The sequence below is a fragment of the Pseudomonas sp. P5_152 genome (genome assembly GCF_033989915.1).
Lineage (GTDB): Bacteria > Pseudomonadota > Gammaproteobacteria > Pseudomonadales > Pseudomonadaceae > Aquipseudomonas.
On sequence record NZ_JASFAH010000002.1, the window covers coordinates 3,504,760 to 3,520,321 of the forward strand.

Sequence of the window (15,562 nt, forward strand, 5' to 3'; positions counted from 1 at the left end):
CGGGGTTGTTGGCCAACTCCAGGTCGCTGGATATTGTCGCGCCGCCCGGTGATCAGCGCGCCGAGCGTCATGCCTACAGTGGCGAAAGGTTGTCGTTGAATTTCCAGGACATCGAAGTGCGTTCGGTGCTGCAACTGATCGCCGACTTCACTGGCCTCAACCTGGTGGCCAGCGACTCGGTGCAGGGCAGCATCACGCTGCGCCTGGATAACGTGCCCTGGGACCAGGCGCTGGACCTGGTACTCAAGACCAAGGGCCTGGACCAGCGTCGGGCTGGCAACGTCCTGCTGGTCGCCCCGGCACAGGAAATTGCCGCCCGTGAGCGGCAGACGCTGGAGTCGCAGCGGCAACTGGCCGAACTCGCCCCGCTGCGGCGTGAGCTGTTGCAGGTCAATTACGCCAAGGCCACTGAAATAGCCCGGCTGTTCCAGTCAGTGACCAATGCCCAGGACCGACTCGACGAGCGAGGCACGCTGACGGTGGATGAGCGAACCAACAACATCATCGCCTTCCAGACCCAGGATCGAATGGACGAGCTACGACGGATCGTCACGCAACTGGATGTGCCGGTACGCCAGGTGATGATCGAGGCGCGGATCGTCGAGGCCAATGTCGATTACGACAAGAGTCTGGGCGTGCGCTGGGGTGGTGCGATGGGCCGGGGCAACTGGAGTGCCTCCGGGGTTGGCGGCGATGGAGCGGCTCTGCTCAGCTCGGGCAGCGCGCCATTTGTCGATATGGGGGCAGCGGGTGCTACCTCGGGGCTGGGCATTGCATTCATTACCGATAACCTGCTGCTCGACCTTGAACTGTCGGCCATGGAGAAAACCGGCAACGGCGAAGTCGTCTCGCAACCCAAGGTGGTGACTGCCGACAAGGAGACCGCGAAGATCCTCAAGGGCACCGAAATTCCTTATCAGGAGAGCAGCTCCAGCGGCGCCACCTCGGTGTCGTTCAAGGAGGCTTCGCTGTCGCTGGAGGTGACGCCGCAGATCACCCCGGATAATCGCATCATCATGGAGGTCAAGGTCACCAAGGACGAGCCCGATTACCTGAACAAGGTGCAGGATGTGCCGCCGATCAAGAAAAACGAGGTCAATGCCAAGGTGCTGGTGGTCGATGGGGAAACTATCGTGATAGGCGGGGTTTTCTCAAATACTCAAAGCAAGGTTGTAGATAAGGTGCCATTTCTTGGTGATGTGCCGTATCTTGGCCGCCTTTTCCGGCGTGACGTGGTGTCGGAGAAAAAATCCGAGCTGCTGGTATTTCTCACTCCGCGTATCATGAATAACCAGGCGATTGCTGTGAGTCATTGATTCTGTGCGAAATTTGATTCTTGTTGGGCCAATGGGTGCGGGTAAAAGCACCATCGGCCGCTTGCTGGCCAAAGAGCTGCGTCTGCCGTTCAAGGATTCCGATAAGGAAATTGAATTGCGCACAGGCGCCAATATCCCGTGGATCTTCGATAAGGAAGGCGAACCCGGCTTTCGTGATCGCGAGCAGGCGATGATCGCCGAGCTCTGTGAGCTCGATGGCGTGGTGCTGGCGACCGGCGGTGGTGCGGTCATGCGCGAAGCCAATCGTCGGGCGCTGCACGCCGGCGGTCGCGTGGTCTACTTGCACGCCTCGGTCGAGCAGCAGGTCGGGCGCACTGCGCGCGACCGCAATCGTCCCTTGCTGCGTACTGCTGATCCGGCAAAAACCCTGCGTGACTTGCTGGCCCTGCGCGATCCGCTGTATCGGGAAATCGCCGACCTGGTGGTGCAAACCGATGAGCGGCCGCCGCGGATGGTGGTGCTGGATATTCTGGAACGCTTGCAGCAGCTACCTCCCCGTTAATCCGCAGGGCGAAATGCGCTATCCTCGGCGTCGCGCCATGGCGGCAGTCGGGTGTGGCGCATGGCTAGCACGCCACGTCACACAGGCAGACGTGGCCAGTCGATAACATAAGGCAGGACGCCTGATTCCAACTTACTGTGGGGACACATGCAGACACTTAAGGTTGATCTAGGCGAGCGTAGCTACCCGATCCATATTGGCGAAGGGTTGCTGGATCAGCCCGAGTTGCTGGCGCCACACATCGCCGGACGGCAGGTGGCAATTATCTCCAACGAGACCGTTGCCCCGCTGTATCTGGAGCGCTTGACCCGCAGCCTGGCGCAGTTCTCGGTCATTTCCGTGGTACTGCCCGACGGCGAAGCCTTCAAGAACTGGGAAACCCTGCAAAGCATATTCGACGGCCTGCTGACCGCGCGCCATGACCGCCGCACCACCGTGATCGCCCTGGGCGGCGGAGTGATTGGCGACATGGCCGGGTTCGCTGCCGCCTGTTACCAGCGGGGCGTGGACTTCATCCAGGTACCGACCACCTTGTTGTCGCAAGTCGACTCCTCGGTGGGCGGCAAGACCGGTATCAACCATCCGCTGGGCAAGAACATGGTCGGCGCCTTCTATCAGCCCAACGTGGTGCTGATCGATACCGCCACCCTCAATACGCTGCCGGAGCGCGAGCTGTCCGCGGGCCTGGCCGAAGTCATCAAGTACGGTTTGATCTGCGACGAGCCGTTCCTCACCTGGCTCGAAGAAAACGTTGACCGCCTGCGGGCTCTGGACCAGGACGCCCTGACCTATGCGATCGCGCGCTCCTGTGCAGCCAAGGCCGCGGTGGTCGGTGCCGACGAGCGTGAGACCGGCGTGCGCGCCACTCTCAACCTGGGGCATACCTTCGGTCACGCCATCGAAACCCACATGGGCTATGGTGTGTGGCTACATGGTGAGGCGGTCGCTGCTGGCACCGTAATGGCCCTGGAGATGTCCTCGCGCCTGGGCTGGATCACTCCCAAGGAGCGTGGCCGTGGCATTGCCCTGTTCCTGCGCGCCGGGTTGCCGGTGATCCCGCCGCCAGAGATGAGCGAAGCCGATTTTCTCGAACACATGGCAATCGACAAGAAAGTAATCGACGGACGTCTGCGCCTGGTGCTGCTACGCCGCATGGGCGAGGCAGTCGTGACCGACGATTATCCGAAAGAGATTTTACAGGCAACGCTGGGAGCGGATTACCGTGCCCTGGCTCAGCTGAAAGGTTAATAAGATCACAATGACCAGTTTGCATGCCGACGAGGCGTTCCTAGGCCACTACCAGTTGAACCACGACCCCTTTGCTCCGCGGGTGCCTGGCTTCAAGTTTTTCCCTGCCCAGCGCAAACCGGTGCTGGGGCAACTGCATCACCTGGCCCGCTACAGCCAGTTGTTGCTGGTGGTCACTGGCCCGCTGGGCAGTGGCAAGACCCTGTTGCGTCAGGCGCTGGTGGCCAGCACCAACAAACAGTCGGTGCAGAGCGTGGTGGTTTCCGCCCGTGGTGCCGGCGACGCAGCGGGTGTGCTGCGTCAGGTAGCCCAGTCCCTGGATGTCGCCCAGGCGGAAGTCGGCGCGATCCTCAAGCAAGTGGTGCAACTGGCGCTGACCGGCCAGGAAGTCTATCTGCTGGTGGATGATGCCGAGCAGCTCGACGAATCGGCGCTTGAGGCTTTGCTGGCCTTGGCTGCTGGCGCCCCGGAAGGCCGCCCGCATGTGTTCCTGTTTGGCGAGCCTTCGCTGATCGCCGGGCTTGAGCAGTTGAGCACCGAGGAAGAGCGCTTCCACGTGATCGAGCTGCAGCCCTACGCGGAAGAAGAAACCCGCGAATACCTGGCCCAGCGTCTTGAGGGTGCGGGCAGGGGAATCGAACTTTTTACCGCTAATCAGATCTCTGAGATTCACGAAAGCTCCGACGGCTGGCCTGGAAACATCAACCAGGTTGCCCGCGATGCGATGATCGAAGCCATGATTGCTAGCCGCTCCGCGGTCAAGCGTCCAAGTATGGGGTTCAACATGCCGAAGAAACACGTATTGGCGATATCCGCCGTAGTCGTGGTCGCGGTGGCTGCCGCCTGGTTGCTGCCAGGTCGCAACAAGACACCAACCACCGGGGCTCCAGCCAACGAGCAGGCGCAGTTACCCCTGGGTCAGGGTGCCAACGGCGGTGCGCCGTCGGTCGAATTCGCCGGCAATACCCAGCCAATGCCCTTGCCGTTGGTCGGCCAGTCGCAGCCGGTGATGCGCGGTCCTTTGGCTGAAGCTGCCGGTGGCATCACCGAGGGCGATGATGGCGTGCCGCTCGAAGGCTCCAGCAGTGTTCCGCCGACCGTGACCACCATTGCTCCGCCAAGCGGCGTGCCTGCCGGTCCTGCGCCGACGCCCGCGGCCAAGCCGGTGCCTGCGCCTACCCAGGTCGCGACGGCCAAGCCTGCCCCGGCCCCAGTGGCCAAGCCGGCACCCGCGCCTGTGGTCAAGCCAGCGCCGGTGACCAAGCCAGTAGAGAAGCCAGCCACTGTCGCCAAGGCAGCGCCGGCAGCCGGTGGCACCTGGTATGCCGGTCAGAAGCCGGGTAACTACGTGGTACAAATCCTCGGCACCAGCTCGGAAGCCTCGGCCCAGAGCTTCGTCAAGGAGCAGGGCGGCGAGTACCGTTATTTCAAGAAAGTCCTCAACGGCAAGCCGCTTTACGTCATCACCTACGGTAACTTCGCCAACCGCGATGCCGCTGTATCCGCCATCAAGGCCTTGCCAGCGAAGGTTCAGGCTGGTAAACCTTGGCCTCGCTCTGTCGCCAGCGTCCAACAAGAACTGGCAACAGCTCGCTGAAGATTCGGCGGCCTTACCCAGGCCGCCTCTCCCGGCACCTCAAAATTTCTGCAAGGCATGCTGCCCCCAGGCCGCGTGCCTTGTGGTGTCTGCGTCACAGTAGTCTTTGAGTCGTTGCGGTCAGAATTAAAAAAAGTTTTGACTAGCACAGTAGATCGCTTTAAACCTTTCATAAATGCGACATAGATTTGCGACATTTCGTCGTCAAATTTGTGAGCCTCTGTGTCGGTGTGTACAATGACCTCCCTTTTGCCCCCGCAAAGCTGGCGTACGTTCGGCGCGGAAGGTAAGTGGTTGAATTGAAAAGAAATTTGTCTCGATAAGAGGCAGCCTGGTGAGAAAGTGTCTATGAAAGCAGGTCTGTACCAACCAGATGAATTCAAGGATAACTGCGGTTTCGGCCTGATAGCCCATATGCAGGGCGAACCCAGTCATACCCTTTTGCAAACGGCCATCGAGGCCCTGACCTGCATGACCCACCGCGGTGGGATCAACGCCGACGGCAAGACCGGTGACGGTTGCGGTCTGCTTATTCAGAAACCGGACGTGTTCCTGCGGGCAATCGCCCAGGAAACCTTCGGCGTAGCATTGCCCAAGCAATATGCAGTGGGCATGGTGTTCTTCAATCAGGACCCGGTTAAAGCCGAGGCCGCGCGCGAGAACATGAACCGCGAGATCCTCGCCGAAGGCCTGCAGTTGGTCGGCTGGCGCAAAGTGCCGATCGATACCAGCGTCCTTGGCCGCCTGGCCCTGGAGCGTCTGCCGCAGATCGAACAGGTGTTCATCGCCGGCGATGGCCTGAGCGATCAGGACATGGCAATCAAGCTGTTCAGCTCCCGTCGTCGTTCGTCCGTGGCCAACGCCGCCGACACCGACCACTACATCTGCAGCTTTTCCCACAAGACCATCATTTACAAAGGCCTGATGATGCCGGCGGACCTCACCGCCTTCTATCCGGACCTGAGTGACCAGCGCCTGCAAACCGCGATCTGCGTGTTCCACCAGCGCTTCTCCACCAACACCCTGCCGAAATGGCCGTTGGCCCAACCGTTCCGCTTCCTGGCGCACAACGGCGAGATCAACACCATCACCGGCAACCGCAACTGGGCCGTGGCCCGTCGCACCAAGTTCAGCAACGACCTGATGGACCTGGAAGAGCTCGGCCCGCTGGTCAACCGCGTGGGTTCGGACTCCTCGAGCATGGACAACATGCTGGAGCTGATGGTCACCGGTGGCATCGACCTGTTCCGTGGCGTGCGGATGATCATTCCGCCAGCGTGGCAGAACGTCGAGACCATGGACCCGGACCTGCGTGCGTTCTACGAGTACAACTCGATGCACATGGAGCCGTGGGACGGTCCGGCTGGCGTGGTCATGACCGACGGTCGCTACGCGGTGTGCCTGCTTGACCGTAACGGTCTGCGTCCGGCGCGCTGGGTCACTACCAAGAACGGCTTCATCACCCTGGCCTCGGAAATCGGCGTCTGGAACTACCAGCCGCAAGACGTGATCGCCAAGGGCCGCGTGGGTCCGGGCCAGATCTTTGCCGTGGACACCGAGACCGGGCAGATCCTCGACACCGACGCCATCGACAACCGCTTGAAGTCCCGTCATCCGTACAAGCAATGGCTGCGCAAGAATGCCCTGCGCATCCAGGCGACCATGGAAGACAACGACCATGGTTCGGCTTTCTACGACGTCGACCAGCTCAAGCAGTACATGAAGATGTACCAGGTGACGTTCGAAGAGCGTGACCAGGTACTGCGTCCACTGGGTGAGCAGGGCTACGAAGCTGTTGGTTCGATGGGCGACGATACGCCGATGGCCGTGCTGTCCCAGCGCGTGCGCACGCCGTACGACTATTTCCGCCAGCAGTTCGCCCAGGTTACCAACCCGCCGATCGACCCGCTGCGCGAAGCCATCGTCATGTCGCTGGAGATCTGCCTCGGTGCCGAGCGCAACATCTTCCAGGAGTCGCCGGAACACGCCTCGCGCGTGATCCTCAGCTCGCCGGTGATTTCCCCGGCCAAGTGGCGCTCGCTGATGAACCTCGATCGCCCGGGCTTCGAACGCCAGATCATCGACCTCAACTACGACGAGAGCCTCGGCCTCGAAGCCGCAGTGCGCAATGTCGCTGACCAGGCTGAAGAAGCCGTGCGCGCCGGTCGCACCCAGATCGTGCTGAGCGACCGTCATATTGCCCCGGGCAAGTTGCCGATCCACGCTTCGCTGGCTACCGGCGCGGTGCACCACCGCCTGACCGAAAAAGGTCTGCGCTGCGACTCCAACATCCTGGTCGAGACCGCCACTGCGCGCGACCCGCACCACTTCGCGGTACTGATCGGGTTCGGCGCTTCGGCGGTCTATCCGTTCCTGGCCTATGAAGTGCTGGGCGACCTGATCCGCACCGGCGAAGTGCTGGGCGACCTCTATGAGGTGTTCAAGAACTACCGCAAAGGCATCACCAAGGGCCTGCTGAAGATCCTGTCGAAGATGGGCATCTCCACCATTGCGTCCTACCGTGGTGCGCAGTTGTTCGAAGCCATCGGCCTGTCCCAGGAAGTCTGCGACTTGAGCTTTCGTGGCGTACCGAGCCGGATCAAGGGCGCGCGTTTCGTCGACATCGAAGCCGAGCAGAAGGCCCTGGCTGCCGAAGCCTGGAGCCCGCGCAAGCCGATCCAGCAGGGTGGCCTGCTGAAGTTCGTCCACGGTGGCGAATATCACGCCTACAACCCGGACGTGGTCAACACCCTGCAAGCCGCTGTGCAGCAGGGTGACTACGCCAAGTTCAAGGAATACACGGCGCTGGTGGATAACCGCCCGGTGTCGATGATCCGCGACCTGTTCAAGGTCAAGACCCTCGAGACGCCGCTGGACATCAGCGAGATCGAACCGCTGGAATCGGTGCTCAAACGCTTCGACTCCGCCGGTATCTCGCTCGGCGCGCTGTCGCCGGAAGCCCACGAAGCCCTGGCCGAAGCCATGAACCGCCTGGGTGCGCGTTCCAACTCCGGCGAAGGCGGCGAAGACCCGGCACGCTACGGCACCATCAAGAGCTCGAAAATCAAGCAAGTCGCCACTGGCCGTTTTGGTGTGACCCCGGAATACCTGGTCAACGCCGAAGTGCTGCAGATCAAGGTGGCCCAGGGCGCCAAGCCAGGCGAAGGCGGGCAACTGCCAGGCGGCAAGGTCAACGGCCTGATCGCCAAGCTGCGTTACGCAGTGCCAGGCGTGACCCTGATCTCGCCTCCGCCGCACCACGACATCTACTCGATCGAAGATTTGTCGCAGCTGATTTTCGACCTCAAGCAAGTCAACCCCAAGGCCCTGGTCTCGGTGAAGCTGGTGGCAGAAGCTGGCGTCGGCACCATTGCCGCCGGTGTGGCCAAGGCCTATGCCGACCTGATCACCATCTCCGGCTACGACGGCGGCACCGGTGCTTCGCCGCTGACCTCGATCAAGTACGCCGGCGCTCCATGGGAACTGGGCCTGGCGGAAACCCACCAGACCCTGCGCGGCAACGACCTGCGCGGCAAGGTTCGGGTGCAGACCGACGGTGGCCTGAAAACCGGCCTCGACGTGATCAAGGCGGCCATCCTCGGCGCTGAAAGCTTCGGCTTCGGCACCGCGCCAATGATCGCCCTGGGCTGCAAATACCTGCGCATCTGCCACCTGAACAACTGCGCCACCGGCGTGGCGACCCAGAACGAGAAGCTGCGCAAGGATCACTACATCGGTACCGTCGACATGGTGGTGAACTTCTTCACCTACGTCGCCGAAGAAACCCGTGAGTGGCTGGCCAAGCTGGGCGTGCGCTCCCTCGAAGAGCTGATCGGGCGGACCGACCTGCTGGACATCCTCGAAGGCCAGACCGCCAAGCAGCAACACCTGGACCTGACACCGTTGCTGGGCAGCGATCACATCCCGGCAGACAAACCACAGTTCTGCCAGGTCGAGCGCAACCCTCCGTTCGACAAGGGCCTGCTGGCCGAGAAAATGGTCGACCTGGCCACCTCGGCCATCAACGACCTGAGCGGCGCCGAATTTAACCTGGACATCTGCAACTGCGACCGTTCGATCGGTGCGCGGATCTCCGGTGAAATCGCGCGCAAGCACGGTAACCAGGGCATGGCCAATGCGCCGATCACCTTCCGCTTCAAAGGTACTGCCGGGCAGAGCTTTGGCGTATGGAACGCCGGCGGCCTGAACATGTACCTGGAAGGCGATGCCAACGACTACGTGGGCAAGGGCATGACCGGCGGCAAGCTGGTTATCGTTCCGCCCAAGGGCAGCCTCTACAGGACGCAGGACAGCGCCATTATCGGCAACACCTGCCTGTACGGCGCCACGGGCGGCAAGCTGTTTGCCGCCGGTACCGCGGGCGAGCGTTTTGCGGTGCGTAACTCCGGTGCCCACACCGTGGTCGAAGGCACTGGCGATCACTGCTGCGAATACATGACCGGTGGTTTTGTCTGCGTCCTGGGCAAGACCGGTTACAACTTCGGCTCAGGCATGACCGGTGGTTTCGCCTATGTGCTCGACCAGGACAACACCTTCGTTGACCGGGTCAACCATGAACTGGTGGAAATCCAGCGGATCAGCGGCGAGGCGATGGAAGCCTACCGTAGCCATTTGCAGCGTGTGCTGAACGAGTACGTCGAGGAAACCGACAGCGAGTGGGGTCGTGAACTCGCCGAGAACCTCGATGATTACCTGCGCCGTTTCTGGTTGGTCAAGCCTAAGGCTGCCAGCTTGAAAACGTTGCTTTCCAGCACTCGTGCCAACCCGCAGTGATATGCGCCTGAAGAGTTTGATGAGGTTTTAACATGGCTGAACGTCTGAATAATGACTTCCAGTTCATCGAGGTCGGGCGCAAGGATCCGAAGAAGAAACTGTTGCGTCAACGCAAGAAAGAGTTCGTGGAAATCTACGAACCCTTCAAACCCCAGCAGTCGGCCGACCAGGCCCACCGCTGCCTGGGTTGCGGTAACCCGTATTGCGAATGGAAGTGCCCGGTGCACAACTTCATTCCCAACTGGCTCAAGCTGGTGGCCGAGGGCAACATCCTCGCCGCCGCCGAACTGTCGCACCAGACCAACACCTTGCCGGAAGTCTGCGGCCGGGTGTGCCCGCAAGACCGTCTGTGCGAGGGTGCCTGCACCCTTAATGACGGCTTCGGCGCGGTCACCATCGGCTCGGTGGAGAAGTACATCACCGACACCGCGTTCGCCATGGGCTGGCGCCCGGACATGTCCAAGGTCAAGCCGACCGGCAAACGTGTCGCGGTGATCGGTGCGGGCCCGGCGGGCCTGGGTTGTGCCGACGTGCTGGTGCGCGGCGGGGTGACCCCGGTGGTGTTCGACAAGAACCCGGAAATCGGCGGTCTGCTGACCTTCGGCATCCCCGAGTTCAAGCTGGAAAAGACCGTACTGAGCAATCGCCGCGAAGTCTTCACCGGCATGGGCATCGAGTTCCGCCTCAACACCGAGGTGGGCAAGGACGTGACCATCGAGCAGTTGCTCGAAGAATACGATGCGGTGTTCATGGGCATGGGCACCTACACCTACATGAAGGGCGGCTTTGCTGGTGAGGACCTGCCGGGCGTCTACGACGCACTGGACTTCCTGATCGCCAACGTCAACCGTAACCTGGGCTTTGAAAAGTCGCCGGAAGATTTCGTCGACATGAAAGGCAAGAAGGTCGTGGTTCTCGGCGGCGGTGATACGGCGATGGACTGCAACCGCACCTCGATTCGCCAGGGCGCCAAGTCGGTGACCTGTGCCTATCGTCGTGATGAGGCGAACATGCCAGGTTCGCGCAAAGAGGTGAAGAACGCCAAGGAAGAAGGGGTGAAATTCCTCTACAACCGCCAGCCGATCGCCATTGTCGGCGAAGACCGGGTCGAAGGCGTGAAGGTAGTCGAGACCCGTCTCGGCGAGCCGGACGCCCGTGGCCGGCGCAGCCCCGAGCCGATTCCGGGCTCCGAAGAGATCATCCCGGCCGACGCCGTGGTCATCGCCTTTGGTTTCCGTCCAAGCCCGGCCAGTTGGTTCGAGCAGTTCGACATCCAGACCGACAGCCAGGGCCGCGTCGTGGCCCCGGAGCAAGGCAAGTTCAAGCACCAGACCAGCAACCCGAAAATCTTCGCCGGTGGCGACATGGTGCGCGGTTCCGACCTGGTAGTGACGGCGATCTTCGAAGGCCGTAATGCCGCCGAAGGGATCCTGGATTACCTGGGCGTGTAAACCCCGTTCGAAACTGCAACGCAATACCTGTGGGAGCTGGCTTGCCAGCGATAGCATCACCTCGGTCTACCTGACACACCGAGGTGTCTGCATCGTTGGCAAGCCAGCTCCCACAGTGTTTTGTGGTACTGCAAAAACTGCATTCCACCGCGACAAATTGACCCGATAGACAAAAGGCTGACCTGCAACCGTGCCTTTTGCGTCCGGCTCTGAGAAAATGCCCGCACTTTTTTTCCGGATGCCGACATGACTGCCCTGAAGAACGACCGTTTCCTTCGTGCCCTGCTCAAGCAACCCGTAGACGTCACGCCCGTGTGGATGATGCGTCAGGCCGGTCGCTACCTGCCTGAATACCGTGCCAGCCGCGCCAAGGCCGGCGACTTCATGAGCCTGTGCATGAACCCGGAGTTCGCGTGCGAAGTCACCATGCAGCCGCTCGATCGCTATCCGCAGCTGGATGCGGCGATCCTGTTCTCCGACATCCTGACCATCCCCGATGCCATGGGCCAAGGCCTGTACTTCGAAACCGGCGAAGGTCCGCGCTTCAAGAAAGTCGTCAGCACCCTGGCCGACATCGAAGCCCTGCCGATTCCTGATCCGCACAAAGACCTCGGCTACGTGATGGATGCAGTCAGCACCATCCGCCGCGAGCTCAACGGCCGCGTGCCGCTGATCGGCTTTGCCGGCAGCCCCTGGACCCTGGCCACCTACATGGTTGAAGGCGGCTCGTCGAAAGACTACCGCAAGACCAAAACCATGCTCTATGACAACCCGCAAGCCCTGCACCTGCTGCTGGACAAGCTCGCGCAGACGGTCACCAGCTACCTCAACGGCCAGATCATGGCCGGCGCACAAGCAGTGCAGATCTTCGACAGCTGGGGCGGCGCCCTGTCGGCGGCGGCGTACCAGGAGTTCTCTCTGGCCTACATGCGCAAGATCGTCAACGGCCTGATCCGTGAGCACGAAGGCCGTAAAGTGCCAGTGATCCTGTTCACCAAGAGCGGCGGCCTGTGGCTGGAAAGCATCGCCGATACTGGCGCTGATGCATTGGGTCTGGACTGGACCTGCGATATCGGCAGCGCCCGTGACCGCGTCGGCAGCAAGGTAGCCCTGCAAGGCAACATGGACCCGACCGTGCTGTACGCCAAGCCAGAAGCAATCCGCAGCGAAGTCGGGCGAATCCTCGCCAGCTACGGCAAAGGCAGCGGCCACGTGTTCAACCTCGGCCACGGCATCACCCCGGAAGTCGATCCGGAACACGCCGGTGCCTTCCTGCGCGCGGTGCACGAGTTGTCGGCGCAGTATCACGAGTGATCGTGACCCGATAAAAAACGCCCGGCGCTTGCCGGGCATTTTTTTGCGCGCAGATTAAGTTTCAATTCAGCGAGCCTGTTTACCCTGGGTCCATCGAAATCCAGATGGAATTATCGCCATGAAAGCACGCTACCTCGCTCTGCTCGTTGCCCCCCTGTTCAGCACCGCGGTCCTGGCTGCCGGTTACACCGGGCCGGGTGCCGAGCCCATCACCACGGTGGCCGCGGCCAACGAAGCAGCTGACGACACGCCAGTCGTCCTGCAGGGTTTTGTGGTGAAGAAGCTGAACAACGACGACAAATACGAGTTCAAGGATTCCAGCGGTACGGTCACCGTTGAAATCGATGATGAAGATCTACCTGCGGTCGCCTTCAACGACAAAACCAGGGTCAAGCTGACCGGTGAAGTGGAAAAGGGCTTGCTCAAGCGTGAGATCGATGTCGATCGGGTGGAAATCCTCAACTAAGACCGAGTTTTTCCCCAAGGGCCGCCATGCGGCCCTTTTTTGCGTCAGGGCTTGGCGCTCTCCGCCAGGGTCGGCAACTTCGCCAGCTTCAACGCGACCAGCAGCGCAATCACCAGCAGCGTGCCGATGAACAACCCGATCCCGTTCCAGCCGCCCTGGTGCCAGAACACGCCGCCCACCGTACCGGCGATGCTTCCCCCGGCGTAGTAGCTGAACAGGTACAGCGACGATGCCTGGCCCTTGGCCTTGGTGGCGCGGCGGCCGATCCAGCTGCTGGCCACCGAGTGTGCGCCGAAGAAGCCGAAGGTGAAGATCAGCATGCCGACGATCACCAGTGGCAACGGGCTGAGCATGGTCACGGCCAACCCGCCAAGCATCAGCACGATGGTGCCCCAGAGCACCTTGCGCCGACCCAGGCGATCGGCCAGGGAGCCGATCTTCGCCGAACTGTAGATGCCCGACAGGTACACCACCGACAACAGGCCGACCAAGGCCTGGTCCATGTGGTAAGGCGCGGCCAGCAGGCGATAGCCGATGTAGTTGAACAGCGTGACGAAGGCGCCCATCAGCACAAAGGCTTCGAGGAACAGCAGCGGCAGGCCGGCGTCGCGAAAATGCATGGTGAAGCCATCGAGCAAGCTGCGTGGGTGCAGCGAGCGCGCGCGGAAGTTGCGCGATTCGGGGAGGATCTTCCAGAACACCGCCGCGGCGATCAGCGCCAGCCCGCCAATCACCAGCATCGCCGTGTGCCAGCTGACGAAGTCGATCAGCACCCCGACTATCAGTCGGCCGCACATGCCGCCAATGGCGTTGCCGCCGATGTACAGGCCCATTGCCAGGCCGATGTGCTGTGGATGGATCTCTTCACTGAGGTAGGTCATCGCCACCGCCGCCAGGCCGCTCAGGGCCAGGCCGGTCAGCGCGCGCATCAGCAGGATGCCCTCCCAGGTCGGCATCAGGGCGCTGCCCAGGGTGCACAGCGCGGCGGCGAACAACGCTGCGACCATCACCGGTTTGCGGCCGATGCGGTCGGACAGGGGGCCGGTGATCAACAGGCCGATGGCGAGCATGCCGGTGGACACCGAGAGAATCAGGCTGCTCTGCGCGGCGTTGATCGAGAACTCATGGGAAAACAGCGGCATCATCGGCTGCACGCAGTACAGCAAGGCAAAGGTGGCGAAGCCGCCGCTGAACAGCGCGAGCACCGTGCGCAGGAACATCGGCGTACCTTTTTCGATGTACACCTCATGCAGTTGGGCGACCCCGGGGGCCTGTGCGGCAGGCGGAAGATCATGGGCGAGTGGCGCAACAGCAGTTTTCACGGGGGACCTCGGGAGTGCACGGCCGGGCAGGCAATGAAAAAAGCATATAGCTGGCTAATGTTTCTATCCAATATATTGTTCGACCTGTTTAAGAGGTTTTACGACCTAATGGAGTTTTCATGGAATTGCGCCATCTGCGCTACTTCATCGCCGTCGCCGAAGAACTGCATTTCGGCCGCGCGGCACAGGTGTTGGGCATCTCCCAACCGCCACTGAGCCAGCAGATCCAGGTGCTGGAACAAGAGGTCGGGGCGCGTCTGTTCGAGCGTACCAATCGTCGGGTCGAACTCAGCGAAGCTGGCCGGCTATTCCTCGAAGAGGCGCGGCTGGTACTGGCCCAGGTCGACAAAGCCGCCGATGTGGCGCGCCGCGCTCAACTCGGCGAGCTGGGGGAGTTGAAGATCGGCTTCACCTCATCGGCGCCGTTCAACTCAACCATCCCCCAAGCCATCTTTGCCTTTCGCCAGCGCTTCCCGGCCGTGCACCTGAACCTGCGGGAAATGAGCAGCACCCAGGTCGCCGATGCACTGGTGGACGAGTCGATCCAGGTCGGCATCATGCGGCCGTTGCCGCTGCCGGACTCGCTGGAGGTGGTCGAGCTGACCCGCGAGCCGCTGGTGGCGGTACTCAGTGCCAAGGACCCGTTATCGGTGGGCAGTGAGGAGGGCCTGTTTCTGTCGGCGCTGGCCCATGAACCGTTCGTGTTCTTTCCGCGCAGCTACGGCAGCGGCCTCTACGCGCAACTGCTGAGCCTGGCACGCGACGCTGGCTTCAGCCCGCACTTTGCCCAGGAAGCCGGCGAGGCCATGACCATCATTGGCCTGGTGGCGGCGGGGCTGGGAGTCTCGGTACTGCCGGCGTCCTACCAACGGATGCGCATCGACGGCGTGGTCTACCGACCGCTACTCGATCCGCTGGCCATGTCGGCGGTGTGGCTGGTTCAGCGCAAGGACCAGAAGTCACCGATGGCCAAGGCGTTTGTCGAGCTACTGACGCGCAAGGTCGACGCAGTGAAGTCGTGAGCAAGGTGTCGCTCTCGGGACATTTCAAGTAATGGATTGAACTTAGTGGTTTTCGCGATTCTTGCGCAGAATCGATTTCTTTAGTCGGGTGACACGGATGCCACTTCAATATCAGCCCAAGGAAGGCAGTGTGCTGATTTGCGACTTCAGGGGCTATGAAGTCCCAGAAATGATCAAGGTCAGACCTGTTGTCGTCATACGAAAGCACAGGAGCAACCGCTTGTTGGTGACAGTTGTTCCACTCAGTACAACCGCTCCAGACTGTGTGCTTGAACACCACCTGGAGCTGTCCAGCCATTTGCAGGGAGCGAACCCGACTTGTTGGGCAAAATGCGATATGGTCGCGACAGTCAGTCTCTCCAGGCTCGATCGAATCAAGAGTCGTGATCGCAAAGGAAAGCGCGTGTACGGCATTTCACAACTTGAAACAGATGAGTTTGATGCCATCAAGGTCGCGGTGCGTAGGGCGCTGGGTTTGTGATGCGGTCGAATCTGGCGCAGGCAGGCGA

Annotated in this window: 10 protein-coding genes and 1 pseudogene; 10 read left to right on the forward strand and 1 reads right to left on the reverse strand. The window is 61.4% G+C overall.

Features of this window, described 5'->3' with window-relative positions:
- Positions 1-71: 71 nt before the first annotated feature.
- From QMK50_RS15905 to QMK50_RS15940, 8 genes and pseudogenes are all read left to right on the forward strand, one after another.
- Positions 72-1,316 (forward strand): annotated as a pseudogene (locus QMK50_RS15905) (type IV pilus secretin PilQ); the annotation flags it as partial.
- Positions 1,317-1,320: 4 nt separating this feature from the next.
- Positions 1,321-1,839 (forward strand): shikimate kinase AroK, encoded by a 519-nt coding sequence (gene aroK / locus QMK50_RS15910; protein ID WP_095167243.1) that lies wholly within the window; start codon positions 1,321-1,323, stop codon positions 1,837-1,839.
- Positions 1,840-1,986: 147 nt separating this feature from the next.
- Entirely contained in the window at positions 1,987-3,087 is a 1,101-nt protein-coding gene (gene aroB / locus QMK50_RS15915; protein WP_320333466.1) for a 3-dehydroquinate synthase, read from the forward strand.
- Positions 3,088-3,097: 10 nt separating this feature from the next.
- Positions 3,098-4,684, forward strand: a complete 1,587-nt coding sequence (locus tag QMK50_RS15920) for an SPOR domain-containing protein (RefSeq protein ID WP_095167239.1) — start codon at positions 3,098-3,100, stop codon at positions 4,682-4,684.
- Between the two features lie 348 nt (positions 4,685-5,032).
- On the forward strand, positions 5,033-9,478 hold the full coding sequence (gene gltB / locus QMK50_RS15925) for a glutamate synthase large subunit (protein WP_095167237.1): 4,446 nt from the start codon (positions 5,033-5,035) through the stop codon (positions 9,476-9,478).
- A gap of 32 nt (positions 9,479-9,510) precedes the next feature.
- The gene (locus QMK50_RS15930) at positions 9,511-10,929 is read left to right on the forward strand and encodes an FAD-dependent oxidoreductase (RefSeq protein WP_095167235.1); all 1,419 of its coding nucleotides are present in this window, start codon (positions 9,511-9,513) and stop codon (positions 10,927-10,929) included.
- A 246-nt stretch (positions 10,930-11,175) separates the two neighbouring features.
- A complete protein-coding gene (gene hemE / locus QMK50_RS15935) occupies positions 11,176-12,243 on the forward strand; it encodes a uroporphyrinogen decarboxylase (RefSeq protein ID WP_095167233.1) in 1,068 nt (355 codons plus the stop codon).
- A 118-nt stretch (positions 12,244-12,361) separates the two neighbouring features.
- The gene (locus QMK50_RS15940) at positions 12,362-12,709 is read left to right on the forward strand and encodes a YgiW/YdeI family stress tolerance OB fold protein (RefSeq protein ID WP_095167231.1); all 348 of its coding nucleotides are present in this window, start codon (positions 12,362-12,364) and stop codon (positions 12,707-12,709) included.
- 44 nt (positions 12,710-12,753) lie between these two features.
- On the opposite strand, the gene QMK50_RS15945 is transcribed toward QMK50_RS15940, so the two are convergent.
- Positions 12,754-14,031 (reverse strand): MFS transporter, encoded by a 1,278-nt coding sequence (locus QMK50_RS15945; RefSeq protein ID WP_095167229.1) that lies wholly within the window; start codon positions 14,029-14,031, stop codon positions 12,754-12,756.
- Positions 14,032-14,150: 119 nt separating this feature from the next.
- Here QMK50_RS15945 and QMK50_RS15950 point away from each other — a divergent pair, with 119 nt between their 5' ends.
- Together QMK50_RS15950 and QMK50_RS15955 are read left to right on the forward strand one after the other, a co-directional pair.
- Entirely contained in the window at positions 14,151-15,053 is a 903-nt protein-coding gene (locus QMK50_RS15950) for a LysR family transcriptional regulator (RefSeq protein WP_320333467.1), read from the forward strand.
- A 97-nt stretch (positions 15,054-15,150) separates the two neighbouring features.
- Complete coding sequence (locus tag QMK50_RS15955) at positions 15,151-15,534, forward strand: type II toxin-antitoxin system PemK/MazF family toxin (protein WP_320333468.1); 384 nt, start codon at positions 15,151-15,153, stop codon at positions 15,532-15,534.
- The last annotated feature ends 28 nt before the right edge of the window (positions 15,535-15,562 follow it).

What these genes read in the sequence shown, in the direction of transcription:
- aroB (WP_320333466.1), top strand. Translation starts at nt 1,987, where the DNA reads ATGCAGACACTTAAGGTTGATCTAGGCGAGCGTAGCTACCCGATCCAT.
- QMK50_RS15920 (WP_095167239.1), top strand. Translation starts at nt 3,098, where the DNA reads ATGACCAGTTTGCATGCCGACGAGGCGTTCCTAGGCCACTACCAGTTG.
- gltB (WP_095167237.1), top strand. Translation starts at nt 5,033, where the DNA reads ATGAAAGCAGGTCTGTACCAACCAGATGAATTCAAGGATAACTGCGGT.
- QMK50_RS15930 (WP_095167235.1), top strand. Translation starts at nt 9,511, where the DNA reads ATGGCTGAACGTCTGAATAATGACTTCCAGTTCATCGAGGTCGGGCGC.
- hemE (WP_095167233.1), top strand. Translation starts at nt 11,176, where the DNA reads ATGACTGCCCTGAAGAACGACCGTTTCCTTCGTGCCCTGCTCAAGCAA.
- QMK50_RS15940 (WP_095167231.1), top strand. Translation starts at nt 12,362, where the DNA reads ATGAAAGCACGCTACCTCGCTCTGCTCGTTGCCCCCCTGTTCAGCACC.
- QMK50_RS15950 (WP_320333467.1), top strand. Translation starts at nt 14,151, where the DNA reads ATGGAATTGCGCCATCTGCGCTACTTCATCGCCGTCGCCGAAGAACTG.
- QMK50_RS15955 (WP_320333468.1), top strand. Translation starts at nt 15,151, where the DNA reads ATGCCACTTCAATATCAGCCCAAGGAAGGCAGTGTGCTGATTTGCGAC.